This window comes from Thauera humireducens, assembly GCF_001051995.2.
Lineage (GTDB): Bacteria > Pseudomonadota > Gammaproteobacteria > Burkholderiales > Rhodocyclaceae > Thauera > Thauera humireducens.
Window position 1 is genome coordinate 3,829,480 of sequence record NZ_CP014646.1, and the last position, 19,352, is coordinate 3,848,831.

18 protein-coding genes are annotated in these 19,352 nt (G+C 67.1%); 12 read left to right on the top strand and 6 right to left on the bottom strand.

The genetic code is table 11. The annotated features are described in order from the left end of the window. Nucleotides 1-2: 2 nt before the first annotated feature. The 4 genes from AC731_RS17740 (at nt 3) to AC731_RS17755 (ending at nt 5,029) form a co-directional block, all read left to right on the top strand. On the top strand, nt 3-2,351 hold the full coding sequence (locus tag AC731_RS17740; RefSeq protein WP_048708166.1) for a heavy metal translocating P-type ATPase: 2,349 nt from the start codon (nt 3-5) through the stop codon (nt 2,349-2,351). 404 nt (nt 2,352-2,755) lie between these two features. Beyond that, on the top strand, nt 2,756-3,799 hold the full coding sequence (locus AC731_RS17750; RefSeq protein WP_048708169.1) for a DMT family transporter: 1,044 nt from the start codon (nt 2,756-2,758) through the stop codon (nt 3,797-3,799). A 404-nt stretch (nt 3,800-4,203) separates the two neighbouring features. Then, entirely contained in the window at nt 4,204-4,479 is a 276-nt protein-coding gene (locus AC731_RS19705) for a hypothetical protein (protein ID WP_156480740.1), read from the top strand. Nucleotides 4,480-4,645: 166 nt separating this feature from the next. Next, a complete protein-coding gene (locus AC731_RS17755; RefSeq protein ID WP_048708171.1) occupies nt 4,646-5,029 on the top strand; it encodes a cupin domain-containing protein in 384 nt (127 codons plus the stop codon). Between the two features lie 52 nt (nt 5,030-5,081). Here the strand turns inward: AC731_RS17755 and AC731_RS17760 are convergent, their stop codons facing one another. Continuing rightward, nucleotides 5,082-6,380: a methyl-accepting chemotaxis protein gene (locus AC731_RS17760; protein ID WP_048708172.1), complete on the bottom strand. Its 1,299-nt coding sequence runs from the start codon at nt 6,378-6,380 to the stop codon at nt 5,082-5,084. Next, nucleotides 6,355-6,876 (bottom strand): PAS domain-containing protein, encoded by a 522-nt coding sequence (locus AC731_RS17765; protein WP_048708175.1) that lies wholly within the window; start codon nt 6,874-6,876, stop codon nt 6,355-6,357. The genes AC731_RS17760 and AC731_RS17765 overlap by 26 nt, the downstream gene beginning before the upstream one ends. A 244-nt stretch (nt 6,877-7,120) precedes the next feature. On the opposite strand from AC731_RS17765, the gene AC731_RS17770 reads away from it, so the two are divergent. After that, entirely contained in the window at nt 7,121-7,642 is a 522-nt protein-coding gene (locus AC731_RS17770) for a DUF3617 domain-containing protein (RefSeq protein WP_048708176.1), read from the top strand. 255 nt (nt 7,643-7,897) lie between these two features. Further along, the gene (locus AC731_RS17775; protein WP_048708179.1) at nt 7,898-10,852 is read left to right on the top strand and encodes an ATP-binding protein; all 2,955 of its coding nucleotides are present in this window, start codon (nt 7,898-7,900) and stop codon (nt 10,850-10,852) included. A gap of 4 nt (nt 10,853-10,856) precedes the next feature. Here the strand turns inward: AC731_RS17775 and AC731_RS17780 are convergent, their stop codons facing one another. Next, nucleotides 10,857-11,174 carry a hypothetical protein gene (locus tag AC731_RS17780; RefSeq protein ID WP_048708182.1) on the bottom strand — a complete coding sequence of 106 codons (318 nt, stop codon included), beginning with the start codon at nt 11,172-11,174 and terminating at the stop codon, nt 10,857-10,859. A gap of 107 nt (nt 11,175-11,281) precedes the next feature. Here AC731_RS17780 and AC731_RS17785 point away from each other — a divergent pair, with 107 nt between their 5' ends. Next, the gene (locus tag AC731_RS17785; protein WP_048708185.1) at nt 11,282-11,929 is read left to right on the top strand and encodes a LysE family transporter; all 648 of its coding nucleotides are present in this window, start codon (nt 11,282-11,284) and stop codon (nt 11,927-11,929) included. On the opposite strand, the gene AC731_RS17790 is transcribed toward AC731_RS17785, so the two are convergent. From AC731_RS17790 to AC731_RS17800, 3 genes are all read right to left on the bottom strand, one after another. Beyond that, entirely contained in the window at nt 11,926-12,234 is a 309-nt protein-coding gene (locus tag AC731_RS17790; RefSeq protein WP_048708188.1) for a monooxygenase, read from the bottom strand. The two genes, AC731_RS17785 and AC731_RS17790, sit on opposite strands and share 4 nt — an antisense overlap. 46 nt (nt 12,235-12,280) lie before the next feature. Beyond that, nucleotides 12,281-13,177, bottom strand: coding sequence for a class I SAM-dependent methyltransferase (locus AC731_RS17795; RefSeq protein ID WP_048708191.1), 897 nt, complete (start codon nt 13,175-13,177; stop codon nt 12,281-12,283). A gap of 101 nt (nt 13,178-13,278) precedes the next feature. Next, nucleotides 13,279-14,304: an AraC family transcriptional regulator gene (locus tag AC731_RS17800; RefSeq protein ID WP_048710331.1), complete on the bottom strand. Its 1,026-nt coding sequence runs from the start codon at nt 14,302-14,304 to the stop codon at nt 13,279-13,281. A gap of 248 nt (nt 14,305-14,552) precedes the next feature. On the opposite strand from AC731_RS17800, the gene AC731_RS17805 reads away from it, so the two are divergent. The 5 genes from AC731_RS17805 to AC731_RS17825 are packed head-to-tail and all read left to right on the top strand — an operon-like array spanning nt 14,553 to nt 19,347. Then, nucleotides 14,553-15,386, top strand: coding sequence for an ABC transporter ATP-binding protein (locus AC731_RS17805; RefSeq protein WP_048708193.1), 834 nt, complete (start codon nt 14,553-14,555; stop codon nt 15,384-15,386). Between the two features lies 1 nt (nt 15,387). Continuing rightward, nucleotides 15,388-16,272: a branched-chain amino acid ABC transporter permease gene (locus tag AC731_RS17810; protein ID WP_048708195.1), complete on the top strand. Its 885-nt coding sequence runs from the start codon at nt 15,388-15,390 to the stop codon at nt 16,270-16,272. Then, nucleotides 16,272-17,312, top strand: a complete 1,041-nt coding sequence (locus tag AC731_RS17815) for a branched-chain amino acid ABC transporter permease (RefSeq protein WP_048708197.1) — start codon at nt 16,272-16,274, stop codon at nt 17,310-17,312. The genes AC731_RS17810 and AC731_RS17815 overlap by 1 nt, the downstream gene beginning before the upstream one ends. Before the next feature lie 49 nt (nt 17,313-17,361). Continuing rightward, complete coding sequence (locus AC731_RS17820) at nt 17,362-18,531, top strand: ABC transporter substrate-binding protein (protein ID WP_048708200.1); 1,170 nt, start codon at nt 17,362-17,364, stop codon at nt 18,529-18,531. Nucleotides 18,532-18,534: 3 nt separating this feature from the next. Further along, nucleotides 18,535-19,347 carry an ABC transporter ATP-binding protein gene (locus tag AC731_RS17825; protein ID WP_048708202.1) on the top strand — a complete coding sequence of 271 codons (813 nt, stop codon included), beginning with the start codon at nt 18,535-18,537 and terminating at the stop codon, nt 19,345-19,347. Nucleotides 19,348-19,352: the final 5 nt, after the last annotated feature.

Genomic DNA, 19,352 nt, shown 5'->3' on the forward strand with positions numbered 1-19,352 from the left:
TCATGACCCACGAACATTCGCAGGGTGGCCATTCCGGCCACACTCATCGCCACGATCATGCATCGACAGGCAATGACACCGATCCGGTCTGCGGCATGACGGTAAAGCCCGACTCTCCGTATCGGGTCATTCACGCCGGACACGAATACCGGTTCTGCAGTGCGAAGTGCCAAGGCAAGTTCGAGACTGATCCGGCGCGGTATCTGGCACCGGAGACAAGTCAGCCTTCAACGGAACCCGCACCGGTGCCCGGCACGGAGTACACCTGCCCGATGCATCCGGAGATCCGCCAGATTGGACCGGGCACCTGCCCGAAATGCGGTATGACACTCGAGCCGGTGATGCCGGGTCTTGAGGATGAGGACAATCCCGAGCTCGTCGATTTCCGCCGCCGCTTCTGGTGGACGCTGCCGCTGACGGTGATCGTCACCGCGATCGCCATGTCCGGTGGCGTCTTCGATCCGATGCTGGGTGCGGCGCGCCCCTGGGTCGAGCTGGCCCTGGCGACACCGGTCGTGCTCTGGTCCGGTTGGCCGTTCTTCGTGCGCTGCGCGCAGTCGATCGGCAACCGCAGCCCGAACATGTGGACGCTGATTGGACTGGGAGTTGGGGCGGCCTATCTATATAGCGTCGTCGCTACGGTTGCGCCCGAAGTGTTTCCGGCCTCTTTCCGCATGGGCGAACACGTGGCGGTGTATTTCGAGGCAGCAGCGGTGATCATCTCGCTGACGCTGCTCGGCCAGGTGCTGGAGCTGAAGGCGCGATCGGAGACCGGCGCCGCGATCAAGGCGCTGCTCGGCCTCGCGCCCAAGACCGCGCGGCGCATTCGCGCGGATGGCACCGAAGAGGATATCCCGCTGACCCACGTCCATCCTGGCGACCGGCTGCGTATTCGTCCGGGCGAAAAGGTGCCGGTCGACGGTTCCGTTGCCGAAGGCGAAAGCGCGGTCGATGAATCGATGCTGACCGGCGAGCCGATCCCCGTGACCAAGCGCCCCGGCGACAAGGTGATCGGCGCCACGCTCAACACCAGCGGGGCGCTGGTCATGGTCGCAGAGAAGATCGGCGCACAGACCATGCTCTCTCAGATCGTGCAGATGGTCGCGCAGGCCCAGCGCTCGCGCGCGCCGATGCAACGCCTGGCGGATGTCGTCGCGGGCTGGTTCGTCATCGTCGTCGTGCTCATCGCCCTCACCACGTTCGTGGTGTGGGGACTCTTCGGACCCCAGCCGAGCTGGGCCTACGGCCTCATCAACGCGGTGGCGGTGCTGATCATCGCCTGCCCCTGTGCGCTCGGCCTGGCCACGCCGATGTCGGTGATGGTCGCGACCGGCAAGGCCGCCACCCAGGGCGTGCTGTTTCGCGATGCGGCGGCGATCGAGTCGCTGTGCAAGGTCGACACCCTGATCGTGGACAAGACCGGCACGCTGACCGAAGGGCGCCCCGCATTCCATCGTGTGGTGGCGGTGCCGGGCGTTACGGAGGCCAACGTGCTTCGCATCGCAGCCAGCCTCGATCAGGGCAGCGAGCACCCACTCGCCCAGGCCATCGTGACCGAGGCCCGCGAGCGCGGTCTCGCGCTCAGCACACCGGAGACATTCGAGTCCTCTTCCGGCATCGGCGTGCGCGGCACGGTCGATGGCCAACGCGTGGTTCTGGGGAACACCGCCCTGATGGAGGATGAGCGGATCGATTGGCGCGTGCTCGCGGAGCGCGCCGAGGCGCTGCGCCTGGAGGGTGCAAGCGTGATGTACCTCGCCGCAGACGGCGTGCTCGTCGGCCTCATCGCCGTTGCCGATCCGATCAAGGCTTCGACCCCGGAAGCGCTCGATGCGCTGCGGGCGAGCGGGCTCAGGATCATCATGGCCACGGGTGACGGCCTCACCACGGCGCGCGCGGTCGGCGCCCGCCTGGGCATCGACGAGGTCTATGGCGAAGTGAAGCCCGCCGACAAGCATGAGCTCGTCGGCAAACTTCAGGCCGAGTGTCGGATTGTCGCAATGGCCGGCGACGGCATCAACGACGCGCCGGCGCTCGCGCGCGCGAATGTGGGTATCGCGATGGGCACGGGGACCGACGTCGCGATGAACAGTGCCCATCTGACTCTGGTCAAGGGTGATCTTCGGGGCATCGCCACCGCACGCAGCATCTCAGTCGCCACCGTGCGCAACATGCACCAGAACCTCGTGTTCGCCTTCCTGTACAACGCAGCGGGTGTTCCGATCGCGGCCGGGGTGCTCTATCCTGCGTTCGGACTGCTTCTTTCACCGCTGATTGCCGCCCTGGCGATGAGCTTCAGCTCGGCATCGGTGGTGGGGAACGCGTTGCGCCTCGGGCGGAAAAGCATCTGATCGTCCTCAGTTTGTCCGCACGGATAGCTGGGTAGTTTTAGACGCGCGCCGACCGATGAACAAGGACAGCCGTGTCCGCTATGAGTGGGTGAGCGCCGGTAGCCCGGTGAGCTTCGACACCATGGCGACCCCTGCGACGCGCCGAAGAACTTCTATCATAGCTACGGCAAGGGGCGTAACGAGCTCGGTAACCAGGGCGAACTGGTTGCCGCGTTCGACGGCATGCACGGCTGGTTCTGGCGCAACCGCTCCGGCTACGCGGTCACGGTGACGCTCAAGACCCAAGGCGATTACACCAAGATCGAGCGCGTGCTTTAAGCGCAGCGCCCCCATCCCGACGGGGTGGGGGCGTTTTCGATCATTCGCTCCCGGGGGAGATTGGTAACACCGGTCTGGCAAGGGCAATGAACAACATCTACGTGATCCATGCGCTGCTCGCGGCCGCCTTGTTCGGTGCGAGCACCCCGTTTGCCAAGTTGCTGGTCGGCGAGATGTCGCCTTGGCTGCTGGCCGGGCTGCTCTACTTTGGCAGCGGGCTCGGGCTCGCTGTGGCTCGCCTGATCCGCGATCGCTGCTGGACGCCCTCCGGCCTGGCCGAGGGTGAATGGCGGTGGCTGCTGGGGGCAATCTTCTTCGGCGGCGTGCTCGGCCCGCTCGCGCTCATGTTCGGCCTCACACGCACCAACGGTTCGACTGCGTCGCTGTTGCTCAACCTCGAAGCGGTGTTGACCGCCGTAGTCGCGTGGGTCGTGTTCCGGGAGAACGCCGACCGCCGCATCGTGCTCGGCATGCTCGCGATCGTGGCCGGCGGAGTCGTGCTGTCCTGGTCGGGTGGCGAAGGGGGCGTGAACGAATGGATCGGTCCGCTCGCCATCGCCGCCGGCTGCCTGTGCTGGGCGATCGACAACAACCTCACGCAGCGCGTGTCGGCCTCGGATGCGCTCTTCATCGCGGGCACGAAAGGTGCGGTGGCGGGCACGGTCAACGTTGGGCTGGCGTTTGCGCTCGGTGCGAGCCTGCCGGACCGCACGGTCTTGCTCGGCACCCTGGTCGTCGGGTTGTTCGGCTATGGCATCAGCCTGGTGCTCTTTGTGCTTGCGCTGCGCGGACTGGGGACGGCGCGCACCGGCGCCTACTTCTCGACCGCGCCCTTTATCGGTGCGGCCGTGTCGCTAGTCCTGCTCGGCGAATCGACCTCGATCGCATTCTGGATTGCGGCAGTCCTGATGGGCTGGGGGGTGTGGCTACACCTCACCGAGTACCACGAGCACGAGCACACACATGAGCCGATGGAGCATAGCCATCGGCACACCCATGACGAACACCACCAACACGAACACAACTTCGCCTGGAACAGTGACGAGCCACATGAGCATTGGCACCGCCACGAGGGGCTGGTCCACAAGCACCCGCACTTTCCAGATATCCACCATCGGCATTCACATTGATTGAACGAAGCACCAATTTCGCGTCCCCCAGCATGTCATGCGAGGTGACGGCTTCACTCGGTTACTTGCCGTTCGCACCGCGAAGTGCCCGACGGCTGGATTGGGTCGGTACTTCCAGTTGGCAGAATGGGGAAGCTGCCGTTCGCCCTCGCCTGACGCTCGAACGGCAGGTGACCAGCACATTGCTGCCTGACTGCGCCATCGAGCCACCGGCAGCTGAGGCCGAGTTGCTTCCGTTGGCCATCCGGCAAATTTCGGAGTTATGCGATCTCTTGAGCATCCTTGCTCCAGGCATATCGACGACCGGTCATTGTCGATCCGAGACCTCCAGCCGCCTCCTATACCGGGACGCGGCGAACTGACTGCCACCGTCTTCAACCGACCGGGCAAGGACGGCCGGGAGAGTGAGACAGACCCTGCTGGTATTACTCGCGCTGCACTCGCGGATCTCCGACTGCCGGACTCACAGGGTAGGCGTCCATCGTGCCGACGGCGTCACGCAACATCAGCGTGTCGCCGTCGGGGATCTCGTGAAGGAAAAGTTCGCAGCTGACGACGCCTATGCGCGGGCGATGACCGACTTTTTCTCTCGCGGTCCGTATTTACAGGCGAAATCCCGGGAAGACGGACGAGCCTGGCCTTCACGTCACGCACTGTATGACCGCAAGGCGTTGCGGTGAGCCTCGTCCTCGTCGGTGCCAACACGCTGGCCTGAGCCAGAGGAGCCTGAACCATCGTTGCCGTTCATGGCCAAAGAGCAAAACGCGGCCTGCGGCTGGACTCGAAGCGCATTGAACCGCAAGTCCGGCAGGGCTCCACAAGCCGCCGGTCAAGGAGGAGTTCGATATGCAGGAAGTACGAGCGATCCGGCCAGACCGTGAAGTCCTGACGCGTCAGCGACTCCCGTATTTCGTTGGTATTTCTGGAGAGACGGTCGGGGCAAGCGGAATGAGCATGCATCTGGTGACGATCCCGCCTGGGGCGAAGTCAGAGCCGCACTACCATGTCGGCTACGAAACCGGAATCTATGTGCTGGAAGGAAAGGTTCTGACGCGCTGGGGCGCGAAGCTGGAGAATGAGGTTATCAGCGAGGCAGGGGAGTTTCTGTTCATCCCGGCAGGCGTTCCCCACGAAGCGATCAATCTGAGCACCACGGAAGCGGCCCGCGCCGTGGTCGCGCGCAATCATCCGGCAGAGCAGGACCAGGTACGGCCCTATGTTGCCGAGTAGTTGCCGCTGCGAAGTCCGCGCGCGGACTGCCGTGGTGCGGTCACGACGTGCGCTACCGGGGCTGGAGTTCCTGCGACTCGATGCGTGCGAACAGCGTGTCGTAGGCTTCGATCAGGTGGGTGCGTTCGGACTCGTTGTCCTGCCATCTGCCCTCGAGCGCCACTGACAGGGCCTCGCGTTCGATTTCCGGGCGGGACGACAGGTCGAGCGCTTCGCCGTTGATCACCTGATTGATGTTGGCTCGCGCGTTCTGGGCGAGCGAAACCCGGCTCATGAGCGCCGTCATGGTGTCGGCACCGTCGGCGATCGTGCTGGCGAGGCGCTCGATCTGCGATGCGGCACTGGCTGAGCGGCTCAATTCGTCACCAAAGGCATCTGCGGTGCTGCGGGCCCCGGCAACGGCCTCGCCGAGGCCTTCCATGCGGCTGCTGACGGCGTCCATCGCTTGCGATACGGCCGAAATCGCGGTGGTGATTTCGTTCGCCGCGCGCTGCGACTGGTCGGCCAGCTTGCGGACCTCGTCGGCGACCACCGCGAAACCGCGGCCGGCTTCGCCGGCGCGGGCGGCCTCGATCGCGGCGTTGAGCGCGAGCAGATTGGTCTGCTTGGCGATCTCGTCGACCTGCCCCGACAGCGCACGGATGGCCGCCGTCTTCTGGTCGAGATCGGACAGCGAAGCGGCGCTCTCACGCGCGGACTCATGCGCGCTGCCGAGCGAGCTCGACATTGCATTGGCGGAGGAGGACATGCGGGTCGCGGTTTCGAAGAAATCCTGTGCCAGCGTGCGCACCTCCGAGGCGTCGTCATCGACCTGCGCCAGGGCGTGGTTGACGCGGTCGATGGCATTGGAAAGCCCGCGTTCCGAGCGCATGAAGATGCGTGACAGCAGGGCTTCGCGGACGATGGACTGTCGCGCCTGGTTGAGTCGCTCGAGCAGAGTCTGCATGCGCTCGAGCACGATCCGGAAGGTGCCGTGCAGCCCCGAGGTCTGCAGGCGGCGCCAGTCATGCCCTTCTGCCGACGCTTCCATCGCGCCCAGCATCTCGCGGAACGCCGCCTCGGTCTGGTCCAGCGACGAATTGAGGTGGCGGCGGATCTGCTCGAGGCGCGGATCGGCATAGGCGCGCGGCAGGCGCTCGACCAGCCGTCCGTCGCTGAAGGCGGTGAGCAGCCGGTCGAGGTCGGTCAGCGGGGCGGTCGTCGTGCGTGCCGGCCAGAGCAGGACGGCGATCGCACCGAGCAGTGCGGGCAAGGCATGCAGCGGACCGAAGAACGCACCGCCTGCGCCGAGCAGCACGAGCCCGCAAGCGATCCAGCGTTGGCGCTCAGAGCGCGAAAACAAGCTGTTCATAGCTCATCCTCGATTGTTGGAGCAGGTCCGTCAGGACCTTCGTACCCGCACCGATCGCGTCGCGGGTGCCGGCCGCGCGTTCCGCGTCCAGCATCTGGCGATACACCGGCTCGATCTTGGCCAGGGCGTCGCGTCGCGGGCAGCGCCGCACCGAGTAGTAGCCGACGATCTCGCCTCGCGGGCCGAAATCCGGGGTGATGTGGGTGAACACCCAGTAGAAGCCGCCGTCCTTCGACATGTTCTTTACGTAGGCGAAGAACCCGTGGCCGGCCTGGATGGTGTCCCAGGCAAGCTTGAACGCCGCACGCGGCATGTCCGGATGGCGGATGATGTTGTGCTGGCTGCCGAGCAGTTCGTGTTCGGTGTAGCCGGAGAACTCGATGAAGATCTCGTTGCCGTAGGTGATCCGGCCCTTGAGGTCGGTCTTGCTGACGATGAAATCGTCCTCGCGCATGATGCGCTCGTTGCGGGTAGGCGTAATCGCCCTGTTTTTCATTGGAGCGTCTCCACGGGGCCAGGCGGGGGCGATCCTGGTCGCCCGCAATTCGCGCGTGCGCTGCATGCGCGGTGCATATATTGAATATTTGATGATTTAACGGCAGATTCGGGAAAAACTTTAGGCGCGAGCGGCAGGCGGGGATCGAATAGAATTCCGATCCATGACGTACCCACCCCTTTCCCTGGAAAACAAGGCGCAGAGCAGACTCATGGAACGGAACAGGCTGTCCCGAGGCGGGCTGATGTGGTTGGGCGCGATGCTGGGTGCGCTGATGGCGACGCCGGGCGTGAGCGCCGCGGAGGGAATCCGGCCCGGGCTGTGGGAGTTTCGCTCGACCCACCTGAGCGTGGGCGGCCTGCCCGACCTTTCGTCACAGATGGGCATGCTGCAGCAGCAGTTGCAGCTGCTGCCGCCGGACGTGCGCGCGAAGGTCGAAGCGCAGATGGCACAGCGCGGTGTGCGTCTGGGGCAGGACGGCACCGTGCGCAGTTGCATCACGCCGGCGCAGGCGCGTAGCGACACCATCTACTCGGGCAAGGTCGAAGGAAACTGCACGCTCACCGATGTGCGCAAGTCGGGCAACACGGTGACGGGACGCCTGAACTGCACCGATCCGCAGGCCGCCGGTGATTTCCGTGCCCGGGTGGACAGCCCGGAGCGTTTCGCGACCCGCGTCATGCTCAAGTCGCCGCGCGGCGACCTCGATCTCGAGACCGACGCACGCTGGGTTGCAGCCCGCTGCGACGCGGATTTGGGGCGCTGAGCCTTGACGGAGATTCCGCATTGACCCGCTGATCGTCGATAATTCCGCCTTATGGGCTGAGCCCCGCTGCCCGTACGGAGGGGCGGCGAAGCGGGCTGTCAGCTTCATTCCAAAGCACCTTGGCAGAGACCCGGACGACGGTGGAAACCGGCCGTCTCGGACGTTCCGACGGATCGCGCACGCATGACTAATCCAGCTGTCCCCGCTTCAGCAGACAGGGTCGCGGGCGCGCCTCGCCGCCCGTGGCGGCGCTTCGTGCTGCCGCTGCTCGCGCTGTCAGTGCTGATCGGCGTGCTCGGCACGGTGGGCTACCGCTATCTCGCCGAGGAGATCCGCCGCGAGACGCATCGGACGCTGGCCGTGATCGCCGAGCAGAAGCGCCAGCACATCGAGGACTGGCTGGGCAAGGCGCACGTCGATGCCGAGTTGTACTTTTCCGGCCATTCACAGCTCGACAGCCTGTTCGCTGGCTGGCTGGACAGCGGGCGACGCGACCCGGTGGCCTTCGCACGGATGCAGGCGCTGATGCGGGACGCCCAGCGCGCGCGGGGCTGGGAGGGCGTGGCGGTGATCGACGCCGACGGGCAGCCCGCCTTCGTCATCGGCGATGCGGACAGCGGCGCCCATGCCGAGTTGATCCGCAAGGTGCTGCACGAGCGGCGCGTAGCCCTGGTCGACCTGTACCTGAATGCGCGTGGCGAGGCGCGCTTTGGCGTGCTGGCGCCGATCGGCGAGGCCGGCCGTGCACCGCGCGGCGTGGCCTACCTGACCTGGCGTGCGGATGCGGTGCTGTTCCCGATGGTGGAGTCCTGGCCCGTCCCGACGCGCACCGCGGAAACCTATCTCGTGCGGCGCGACGGCAGCGGCGTCCGCTTCCTCACGCCGCTGCGTCATCAGCGCGATGCGGCCCTCGTGCTGACCCTGCCGCTCGCTTCGCCCAACCTGCCTGCGGCGCGCGCCGCGCAGGGCGAGGCCGGCATCCTCTCCGGCGGGCGGGACTATCGCGGTGTGCCGGTGCTGGCCTACGCGTCGCCCATCGGCGGGACGCCCTGGCTGATGCTCGCCGAGATCGACGAGCGCGAGGCCTATGCGCGCGTGCGCCTGATGACCTGGGTGACGGCGCTGGTCATGGGGTTGTTGCTGTTGCTGGTGTATTCGGCCGGCTTCCTGTTGTGGCGGCGCGACCTGCAGCGGCAGGAGGTGGTTGCGCTGCGTGCCCAGCGTGCCGCGGAGGCACGGTTCCGCGTGATCTTCGAGCAGGCGCCGGTCGGCGTCGTGCTGGTCGACTCCGGCAGCGGGGTGATCACCGAGGTGAATCAGCGCTTCGCCGACATCGTCGGCCGCAGCCCGGCACAACTGGTCGGGCTCGACCCGCGCGCCATCACCCACCCCGAGGACGTGGCCGAGAGCGCGGACAACCTGCATCGGCTGTCGGCGGGCGAGATTCCGGGCTACCGCGTCAACAAGCGCTACCTGCGGCCCGATGGCTCGGTGGTGTGGGTCAGCCTGAGCTTTGCGCCGGTGCAGGTCGAGAGCGAGGAGGCGCCGCGCTACCTCGGCATGGTCGAGGACATCACCGCGCGCAAGGCGATGGAGGAGCGCCTGCAGGTCAGCGAGGCGCGCCACCGCCAACTGGCGGACGAGGCCGCCGCCGCCAACGCGGCCAAGAGCGAGTTCCTCGCCCACATGAGCCACGAGATCCGCACGCCGATGAACGCCGTCCTCGGCCTGGCCCAGGTGCTGGCACGCGAGAACCTCTCCGCCGGCCAGCGCGACATGGTCGAGCGCATCCGCAATGCCGGCCAGTCGCTGATGGCGATCCTCAACGACGTGCTCGACCTGTCGAAGATCGAGGCCGGGCAGCTGCGCATCGAGCCGCGCCCCTTCGATCTCGCCGCCTTGCTGGCGAACGTCGACAGCCTGATGGGGCAGGTGGCGCGCAGCAAGGGGCTGGCCCTGCGCGTGCAGATGCCCGAGCCGCCGCCCGGCCTGCTGCTGGGCGACGGCCTGCGGCTGGAGCAGGTGCTGTTCAACCTGGTGGGCAATGCGATCAAGTTCACGGAACGCGGCGAAGTGGCGGTGCGCGTGCGCAGCCTCGAGACGCGCGAGGCCGAACTGCGACTGCGCGTCGAGGTGCGCGATACCGGTATCGGCATCGCGCCCGAGGCGCTCGGCCGGCTGTTCTCTCCCTTCACCCAGGCCGATGCCGGCATCGGCCGCCGTTTCGGCGGCACCGGTCTCGGTCTGTCGATCTGCAAGCGTCTGGTCGAGCTGATGGGCGGCAGTATCGGTGCCGACAGTCAGCCGGGCCTCGGCAGCACCTTCTGGTTCGAGCTGCCGTTGCAGCGCGCCGCGGCCGACCAGTCCGTGTTACCTCGCACCGCGCCGGCAGCGACCTCGGGCCCGCGCCTGGCGGGCGCGCATGTGCTGGTGGTGGACGACAGCGCGATGAACCGCGATCTGGTCGAACGCGCGCTGGCGCTGGAGGGGGCGAGCACGACGCTGGCGGCCGACGGGCAGCAGGCGCTGCAATTGCTGAAGACCCGCCCCGATGGCTTCGATGCGGTGCTGATGGACGTGCAGATGCCGGTGATGGACGGCCTGAGCGCGATGCGTGCGATTCGCGGCGAACTGGGCATCGTCGGCCTGCCGATCATCGCCTTCACCGCCGGGGTGCGCGACGACCAGCAGGCGGCGGCGCGCGAGGCGGGCGCCAACGACGTGCTGCCCAAGCCGATGGATCTCGAGGAGATGGCACAACTGCTGGTGCGCTGGATCGGTCCGCGTGGGCAAGGGGATACGCCGCGTCCGGCCCTGTCCGCGGGCGCGGCGAGCGTCCTCGGCGCGGGCCCGGCATCCGCAGCCGATGCCTTCCCCGACATTCCCGGCATCGACCGCGAACGCGCGATCCAGCGCGTCGGCGGCGACCTCGGGATGTTCGTCGGCCTGCTCGAGTTCTTCATCGAGGACAATGCCGATGCCGCCGCCCAGGCCCGCCGCGAACTCGCCGAAGGCCGGCGCGAGGATGCCGCGCGGCGCATGCACACCCTGCGCAGCAACGCCGGCTTCATCTGCGCGATGGAGCTGATGGAGGAGGCCGGCGCGCTGGAGGCGGCGATCGAGAACGACGAACCCGACGTCGATGCACGCCTTGCGGTCGTGGGCGAGCGCATCGAGCGGCTGATCGGGGCCAGCGCGCCGTGGCGCTGAAGGCCTAGTGTTCGCTGTAGTCCGCGTCGCAGCCGTCGCCGGCCGCGATCCAGCGCCGCACCAGCCGCCTCGCCCACGCCGCCGGTAGCCAGCGCAGGTGGTGCTCGGGGTGGGCGAGGGCGCCGCATACGTAGCGCGCCTGCTCTGCGTTCCACGTCAGGGCGCTGCAGGCGCCACGCAGGCGGCGGGACAACAGCACGCCCAGCGGGCAGGGTTCGGCCGCGCAGCACACGCCGCAGCCGTTGCACGGCGCGCCCGTCGCGGGCTTGGGCGGTGCGGCGGTGTGCAGGTGGATCACCTGGTAGCGGGCGGAGGCGGTCATCGTGGCGGAACGGATTCGGGTCGCGGGGCCGGGCGCGCGTGCGAGGACGTGGCCGGCGCATTAACATAGCCGACTTCCGCCGCCGAAACTGCCCCGACCCCACCCCGATGCTGCTCGATACCTGGATTTCCTTCTTCGTCGCCTGCTGGATCATCAGCCTGAGCCCGGGCGCCGGCGCGATCGCGTCGATGTCCTCGGGGCTGAACTACGGTTTTCGCCGCGGCTACTGGAACGCCATCGGGCTGCAGCTTGCGCTGGCGCTGCAGATCGGCATCGTCGCTACCGGGTTGGGGGCGGTGCTGGCCACGTCCGAGCTGGCGTTCTCGGTCATCAAGTGGTTCGGCGTGGCGTACCTGGTCTACCTTGGCTGGAAGCAGTGGGTGGCGCCGCCCGCGGCGATGGCGGTCGAGTCGGGCGATGCCGCGCACGGCCGGCCGTGGCCGCTGGTGATGCGGGGCTTCGTCGTCAATGCCAGCAACCCGAAGGCGATCGTGTTCATCCTCGCGGTGCTGCCGCAGTTCCTCGATCCGGCGCGCCCGCTGCTTGCGCAATACTTGATCCTCGCGGCCACCATGATCGCCGTCGACCTGATCGTGATGGCCGGCTACACCGGCCTGGCGGCGCGCGTGCTGCGCCTGCTGCGCGCGCCGCATCAGCAGCGCCTGCTCAACCGGACCTTCGGTGGCCTGTTCGCCGCGGCGGCGCTGCTGCTGGCCACCGTCCGGCGTGCCGGCCACGCCACGCCGGGCGCCTAGCCGCCGAGTGGGGCGCGGTCGATTGCCGACAGCGCGGGATTGACGTCGAACAGCTTGACATTGACCTGCGGCACGCCGAAGCCCAGCAGGCGGGCGCGGTGCATCTGCAGATAGGCCTCGGCGCTGGCGCGGTCGGCGAACAGGTAGATGCCGCCGGCCTCGCTGGCGTCGCGGTTCTCGGTCCAGATCTTCCATAGTAGACCGGGTTCCTGCGCGATCGATTCGGCCAGGCCGCGCATGGCCTGCGCCATGTCCTCGCCCCACGGACCGGAATACGGAAAGTCGACTTGAAGCAGTACTGCCATGTGCGTTCTCCTGGGTGATGTATGGCTGCGGCGCGGAACGGTCGGATCAGCCGGCGGCGTCCGCATCCGCGTCGGGCGCCGGGGCGGCAACTGAGCGCGTGTCGCACTGCGGCTCGCCGGCAAAGAAGCGCTCGCCCAGTTCCTCCAGCCCCAGCGTCTGCAGCAGCTCGCGCAGGCGCGCGGACGGGCGGTTGCGCGGCAGGCCCCGGTCGCTCGCGATGATGAGTTCGTTCTTCATCGAGTGCTCCCAGCCCACCAGTTCGGTGACGTTGACCTGGTAGCCGTGCGATTCGAGCTGCAGGCAGCGCAACACGTTGGTGACGTGGCTGCCGAACTCGCGCGTGTGGATGGGGTGGCGCCACAGTTCGGTGAGGCTGTTCTTCAGCTGGCGCTGCTTGTTCTTGCGCAGTACCGCGGCGACTTCGGCCTGGCAGCAGGGCACGAGCACGATGAAGCGCGCGCGCTTTTCCAGCGCGAAGCGGATCGCGTCGTCGGTGGCGGTGTTGCAGGCATGCAGCGCGGTGACGACGTCGATGCGCTCGGGCAGGCGCTCGGAGCGGATCGACTCGGCCACCGTCAGGTTGTGGAAGCGCATGCCGGCCGAGAAGCCGAGCTTGTCGGCCAGGCGGCGCGAGCTCATCACCAGTTCGTCGCGCGTCTCGATGCCGTGGATGCGGCCGCCGGGGGCGTGCTGCTTGAAGAACAGGTCGTACAGGATGAAGCCGAGGTAGGACTTGCCCGCGCCGTGGTCCACCAGCTGGATGTCCGGCCGTTCGGCCAGCGCCTCGGCCAGCAGCGGCTCGATGAACTGGTAGAGGTGATAGACCTGCTTCAGCTTGCGCCGGCTGTCCTGATTGAGCTTGCCGTCGCGCGTCAGGATGTGGAGCTGCTTGAGCAGTTCGATCGACTGTTCGGGACGGATGTCGGGGTGCTGGGCGGTCATGGGTGCAGGGGGACGATGGCTGGGCGTGCGGAAGTGGGCGCCAATGTACTCCCGCACCGCGCGTGGACCAAGTGCGGCCTTCCCGGGGTGCGATCGCGGCTTCAGCTTGCCGGCCGTCCCCGCCGGTAGCTGCCGGGTGGCGTGCCGGTCCATTGTTTGAAGGCGCGGTTGAAGGCGGCCGGATCGTCGAAACCGAGGTCGGCGCCGATGCTCGCGATCGGTTCGTCGGTGCGCGAGATGCGGGCGATCGCCACGTCGCGCCGCAGGGCGTCCTTGACCGCCTGGAAGTGCGTGCCCTCGGCGTCGAGCCGGCGCGCGAGCGTGCGTGGCGAGATGTGCAGCGCGCGCGCGGTGTCCTCCACCGTCTGCGGCCGGCCCAGGCCGGCTTCCAGCAGGTCGCGCACGCGGTGGGTGAACAGGCGCTCGCTGACCGAGACGTGGATCCAGTCCATCGGCGCCTTGCGCAGGAAGGCCGACAGCGAGGCCTTGTCCTGGCGGATCGGCGCGTCCATGAACGCCGGCTCGATGCAGAGCGCGGTCCGCGCCTGATCGAAGCGCGCCGGTCCGGCGTACATGTTGATGTATTCGCCGGCATGCGCCGGGGCGGGGTAGCCCAGGTCCACCCGCGCGAACAGCAGCTTGCGCTCGATCATCCACGAGGCGATGCCCTGCACCAGCATCAGCATCAGCTCGAGGATCAGCATGCGGTGGCGGCCGAGGTCGGCGCGCTCGACCAGCGTGATGCGCGTCAGGCCGTCCTCTTCGTCCATCGTGTAGTGAAGGTCGTCCAGCACCAGACGAAAGAACCAGCAGAACCGATGCAGCGCGACGCGCAGGTTGGCGGCATCGAGCATGCCGAGGCACAGGAACTTGAGCGTGCCTGCGCGCAGGGGGCGCGAGAACATGCCCGGCGTCTCGTCGTCGAGCTCGATGGCGAGCGTGCGGTAGAACAGCGCGAACTGCTCCACCGTGACCCGGGCCGACTCCTGTTCAAGCAGTGCCGGGGCGATGCCGGCGCGACCGACGCAGTCGAGCGCCAGCGGCCGGTGTTCCCCGAGGCGGTCGAGGAGCTGGCCGATCATGCGGATCGGTACGGTGACGGCAGGGGCATTCAGGCGTTCGGTCATGGTGGTTGCGATGCTGCGGTGCATCGTCGGGATGTCTCGATCATGTGGCAGGAAATGTCAATCGATCGGCCGGATCTGCCATCCACAACTCGGCCCGTACTGCCTAGTATGGCCTGCAAATAGCGGCAGAAAAAAGATTAATGCCCGCGCCGGCGCTTCGCGATCCCCGATGGGATCGCGTTCGCTGGCAATTAAAGCACAGCACGCACAGGCCGCCCGGGAAGAGGCGGCTGGCAGGAGGAGACAAGGTGCATCCAGGCAAGGCCAGTCCGATCCTCGAGGTCGAGGGGCTCACGTTGTCGTTCGGCGGTATCAAGGCGCTGACAGACGTGGGCTTCGAAGTCGCTCCGGGGTCCATCACCACCGTCATCGGTCCGAACGGCGCGGGCAAGACCTCGCTGTTCAACACGATCTCCGGTTTCTACAAACCCTCGACGGGGCGTATCCGCTTCCAGGGCGAGGACATCACCGCCACGCGGCCGCCCGAGCGCGCCAGGCTGGGCCTCGCGCGCAGCTTCCAGAACATCGCGCTGTTCCGCGGCATGACCGTGCTCGACAACATCAAGCTCGGCCGCCATGCCCACCTGCGCACCAACGTGCTCGACGCGCTGTTCTACTTCGGCCGCGCCCGGCACGAGGAAATGAAGCTGCGCCAGGAGGTCGAGGAACGCATCATCGACTTCCTCGAGATCGACCACATCCGCCACATGCCGGTCTCGGTCCTGTCCTACGGCCTGCAGAAGCGGGTGGAGATGGCGCGCGCGCTGGCGATGCGACCCAAGGTGCTGATGCTGGACGAGCCGGTCGCCGGCATGAACCGCGAGGAGACCGAGGACATGGCGCGCTTCATCCTCGACGTGCGCGAGGAGTGGGGCGTGACCGTGCTGATGGTGGAGCACGACATGGGCATGGTCATGGACCTGTCCGACCACGTGGTGGTGCTCAACTTCGGCCAGGTCATCGCCGACGGAACGCCGGCCGAGGTGCAGGCCAACCCTGAGGTGATCAAGGCCTACCTGGGTTCGGGCGATGTCTCGGAGTTGCGCCAGCGCCTTCATCAACCGCTTGCAGTGGGGGCCTGAGATGGACTTCGACTGGCTTTTCCTGGCCGAGATCGTGCTGGCCGGCCTTGGCGCCGGCGGCCTGTACGCACTGACTGGCCTCGCTTTCGTGATGATCTACAAGGCCACGCGGGTGGTGAACCTGGCCATCGGCGAGATGCTGATGATCGGCGCCTACCTGTGCTTCGGCCTCGCCACGGCGATGAACATGCCGATGTGGCTGGCGATCCTGGTTGCGGTGATCGGCAGCGGGGTGGCGGGCGCGACGCTCGAGCGGGTGGCGATCCGGCCGATGCTGGGCGAGTCGCCGATCTCGGTGTTCATGGTGACCGTGGGCCTGGCATCCATCCTGGTCGGCGTGGTCGAGCTGATCTGGACCTCCGAGCCGCGCCGCCTGCCGGAGTTCATGCCCAGCGCGCCAGTGATGATCGGCGAGGCCTTCGTGCCGCCCAAGGTGTTCTACGGCTTCCTCGTCGCGGCGGTGTTGATCGGCGTGGCCCTGGCGGTGTTCCGCTTCTGGCGCGGTGGCGTGGCGCTGCGGGCGACGGCATCGGACCAGCAGGCGGCCTACTCGATGGGCATCAACGTGCCCAAGGTGTTCTCGCTGTCCTGGACCGTGGCGGCAATGATCGCGGCGATCGCCGGCGTCATCGTCGGCGCGGTGGGCGGCATCTCCTCGACCATGGGGGTGTTCGGCCTGTCGGTGCTGGTGGTGGTGATCGTCGGTGGCCTGGACAGCGTGCTCGGCGCGCTGGTCGCCGGCCTCTTCATCGGCGTCGTCGAGTCGCTCGCCGGTGGCTTCCTCGGCGGCGAATTCAAGCTGCTGGCCACCTTCATGATCCTGATCGTCGTGCTGCTGGTCCGTCCCTACGGTCTGTTCGGCACCCACGAAATCGAGAGGTTGTAATGCGCATCGGAACCGCACGCTCCAGCTACCGCCACGACGAGTCGCTGTTCGACAGCCGCACCCAGCACGCCTGGCTGGCCGTCCTCGCCGTCGCGCTGCTCGGCTTCCCCTTCCTGGCCGACGAGTACTGGCTGTACCTCGCCTGCCTGGTGGCGATCAACATCGCCAGCACCACCGGACTCAACATCCTCACCGGCTACACCGGGCTGGTGAGCCTGGGGCAGGCCGCCTTCATGGGCATCGGCGCCTACACGGTGGCTGCGCTGGAGCTAAAGTTCGGCACGCCGGTGCTGCTCAACCTGCTCGCCGGCGGCTTCGTCGCCATGCTCGGCGGACTGGTGGTGGGCCTGCCCTCGCTGCGGGTGAAGGGGCTGTACCTGGCGATCGCGACCATCGCCGCGTCGGTGGTGCTGCACTTCGTGTTCGCCAACTGGCATGCGGTCACCGGCGGCCACGCCGGCATCACGGTGGCGCCGGCGGAGATCCTCGGCCTCAGCTTCGACACCTCGTTCCGCCTGTACTGGCTGTTCGTGCCGATCACCATCCTGATGGTGCTGGGCGCGGCCAACCTGTTCCGCACCCGTATCGGCCGCGCCTTCATCGCGATCCGCGACCGCGACATCTCGGCCGAGGTGCTGGGCATCCCGCTGCTGCGCTACAAGCTGCTGTCCTTCGGCCTGTCGTCCTTCTATGCCGGCGTGGCGGGCGGCATGTGGGCCTACTTCTTCCGCGTGGTCACGCCGGAGAGCTTCCCGCTGATCATGTCGATCTTCTTCCTCGCCGCGGTCATCGTCGGCGGCATGGGCACCATCCTCGGCGCCATCCTCGGCGCGGTCTTCATGACCATGGTGCCCGAGGCCCTCAAGCTCATCGTCGGCTGGCTGCCGCTGTCGGCCGACGCCACGCTGATCCTGTCGCCGGTGCGCACCATCGTGTTCGGCGCGCTGATCGTCGGCTTCCTGGTGTTCGAGCCGCTCGGCCTGCAGGAAATCTGGCGCCGCATCCGCCGCTTCTTCCACCTCTGGCCGTTCCGGGCCTGAGTTTTCCTCGCCTCACTGCATCACCACATATAAAGAGAAGGAGACAAGCATGAGAAGAACCGTACTCAAGAGCCTGCTGGCCACCGCGGTCCTGGCCGCCACCGCAGGCTTGCCGGCTGTCCAGGCTGCGGACAAGGAAATCGTCATCGGCGGCTCGATCCCGATGAGCGGCGTGTTCGCCTTTGCTGGCATCGGCATCCACGCCGGCATCCAGGATTACGTGAAGATGGTCAACGACGCCGGCGGCATCGAGGGCCACAAGCTGCGCTACGTGCCCGAGGACAGCGCCTACAAGGTCGACCAGTCGGTGGCCGCATTCAAGAAGATCACCAGCCAGAACAAGGTGAACTTCTACTACGGCGACTCCACCGCCTTCAGCAAGACCATCAACCCCGAGCTCGACCGCGCCGGCAGCATGATCATGTCGGGCGCGTCCTTCGCCACCGAGCTCAACGACCCGAAGAAGTACCCCTACCAGTTCATCGCCGGCCCCGACTACACCCAGCAGTTCGGCATCCTGCTGCGCTACATCGCAAAGGAAAAGCCGGGCGCCAAGGTGGCCTTCGTCTTCTCCGACACCGAGTTCGGCCGCGACCCGATCGAGACCAGCCGCGGCGTCGCCAAGGAACTGGGCCTCAACGTCGCCATCGAGATCATGACCCCGCCGGGTGCGGTCGACGTGTCGACCGAGATCGCCAAGCTGCGCCGCGCGCGGCCCGACTTCACCATCTTCCACGGCTACATCCTGGGGCCGATCCCCGAGTTCATCGGCCAGGCACGCCAGCTCGGGCTGGACACCAAGTTCATGGGCACCTTCTGGACCATGGACAACAGCACCGTGATGCAGATGGGCGACGTGGCCGAGGGCTTCATGGGCGTGATGCCCTACAACTACTACTACGACACGGCCACGCCGGCGCCGATGCTGGACAAGATCCGCGCGATGCGAGCGGAGTACCAGAACGTGCCCTACATCCAGGGCTTCCTGTCCGCCATGCTCTACGCCGAATCCGCCCGCCGCACGATCGCCGCCGGCAAGGAGATGACCGCGGCCAACTTCAAGGTGGCGCTGAACTCGATCGAGAACTTCGACACCGGTGGCCTGATCGGCGTGCCCATCACGATCCGCGGCAACACCATCCCGGTCGGCCGCATCTATCGCGCCGACACCAAGGCCAAGCGCATGGTGCCGGCCTCCGACTGGATCGTGCTGGAGTAAGCGATGAGTGCGGCCGAATCCGTCCTCGAGGTGAACAACATCGAGGTGATCTACAACAAGGCGGTGCAGGTGCTGCGCGGCCTGTCGCTGTCGGTGCCGCGCGGGCAGATCGTTGCGCTGCTCGGCTCCAACGGCGCGGGCAAGAGCACCACGCTCAAGACCGTGTCCGGCCTGCTGGGGCTGGAGAACGGCGAGCTGACGCGCGGCGAGATCCGCTTCGAAGGCGAGCCGCTGGCGGGTTCGAAGCCGCACGAACTGGTGCGCGCGGGGCTCTTCCACGTGATGGAAGGGCGCCGCGTGTTCGAGGACCTGACAGTGGAGGAAAACCTCGTCTCCGCGACCTATGCGCTCACCGGGCGCAGCGGCGCGAAGGCCGATTACGAGCTCGTCTACGAGTACTTCCCGCGCCTGTACGAGCGCCGCAACGGCCTGGCAGGCTACCTGTCGGGCGGCGAGCAGCAGATGCTGGCGATCGGCCGCGCGCTGATCGCGCGGCCCAAGCTGATCCTGCTCGACGAACCTTCGCTGGGCCTGGCGCCGCTGCTGGTGGAGAACATCTTCCAGATCATCGCCCGCATCAACGCCGAACAGAAGGTGTCGATGCTGCTGGTCGAGCAGAACGCCTCGGTGGCGCTGGCGGTGGCGCACTACGGCTACATCATGGAGAACGGCAAGGTCGTCACCGACGGCCCGGCCGAACGCCTGGCCGCCGACCAGGACGTGCGCGAGTTCTACCTGGGCATGGGCGGGCACGGCGAGATGAAGAGCTTCCGCGACATCAAGCACTACAAGCGCCGCAAGCGCTGGCTGTCGTGAGCGAG

Coding starts and splice junctions, on each gene's coding strand:
- AC731_RS17740 (WP_048708166.1), top strand. CDS start 3: ATGACCCACGAACATTCGCAGGGTGGCCATTCCGGCCACACTCATCGC.
- AC731_RS17750 (WP_048708169.1), top strand. CDS start 2,756: ATGAACAACATCTACGTGATCCATGCGCTGCTCGCGGCCGCCTTGTTC.
- AC731_RS17755 (WP_048708171.1), top strand. CDS start 4,646: ATGCAGGAAGTACGAGCGATCCGGCCAGACCGTGAAGTCCTGACGCGT.
- AC731_RS17760 (WP_048708172.1), bottom strand. CDS start 6,380: ATGAACAGCTTGTTTTCGCGCTCTGAGCGCCAACGCTGGATCGCTTGC.
- AC731_RS17765 (WP_048708175.1), bottom strand. CDS start 6,876: ATGAAAAACAGGGCGATTACGCCTACCCGCAACGAGCGCATCATGCGC.
- AC731_RS17770 (WP_048708176.1), top strand. CDS start 7,121: ATGTGGTTGGGCGCGATGCTGGGTGCGCTGATGGCGACGCCGGGCGTG.
- AC731_RS17780 (WP_048708182.1), bottom strand. CDS start 11,174: ATGACCGCCTCCGCCCGCTACCAGGTGATCCACCTGCACACCGCCGCA.
- AC731_RS17785 (WP_048708185.1), top strand. CDS start 11,282: ATGCTGCTCGATACCTGGATTTCCTTCTTCGTCGCCTGCTGGATCATC.
- AC731_RS17790 (WP_048708188.1), bottom strand. CDS start 12,234: ATGGCAGTACTGCTTCAAGTCGACTTTCCGTATTCCGGTCCGTGGGGC.
- AC731_RS17795 (WP_048708191.1), bottom strand. CDS start 13,177: ATGACCGCCCAGCACCCCGACATCCGTCCCGAACAGTCGATCGAACTG.
- AC731_RS17800 (WP_048710331.1), bottom strand. CDS start 14,304: ATGACCGAACGCCTGAATGCCCCTGCCGTCACCGTACCGATCCGCATG.
- AC731_RS17810 (WP_048708195.1), top strand. CDS start 15,388: ATGGACTTCGACTGGCTTTTCCTGGCCGAGATCGTGCTGGCCGGCCTT.
- AC731_RS17815 (WP_048708197.1), top strand. CDS start 16,272: ATGCGCATCGGAACCGCACGCTCCAGCTACCGCCACGACGAGTCGCTG.
- AC731_RS17820 (WP_048708200.1), top strand. CDS start 17,362: ATGAGAAGAACCGTACTCAAGAGCCTGCTGGCCACCGCGGTCCTGGCC.
- AC731_RS17825 (WP_048708202.1), top strand. CDS start 18,535: ATGAGTGCGGCCGAATCCGTCCTCGAGGTGAACAACATCGAGGTGATC.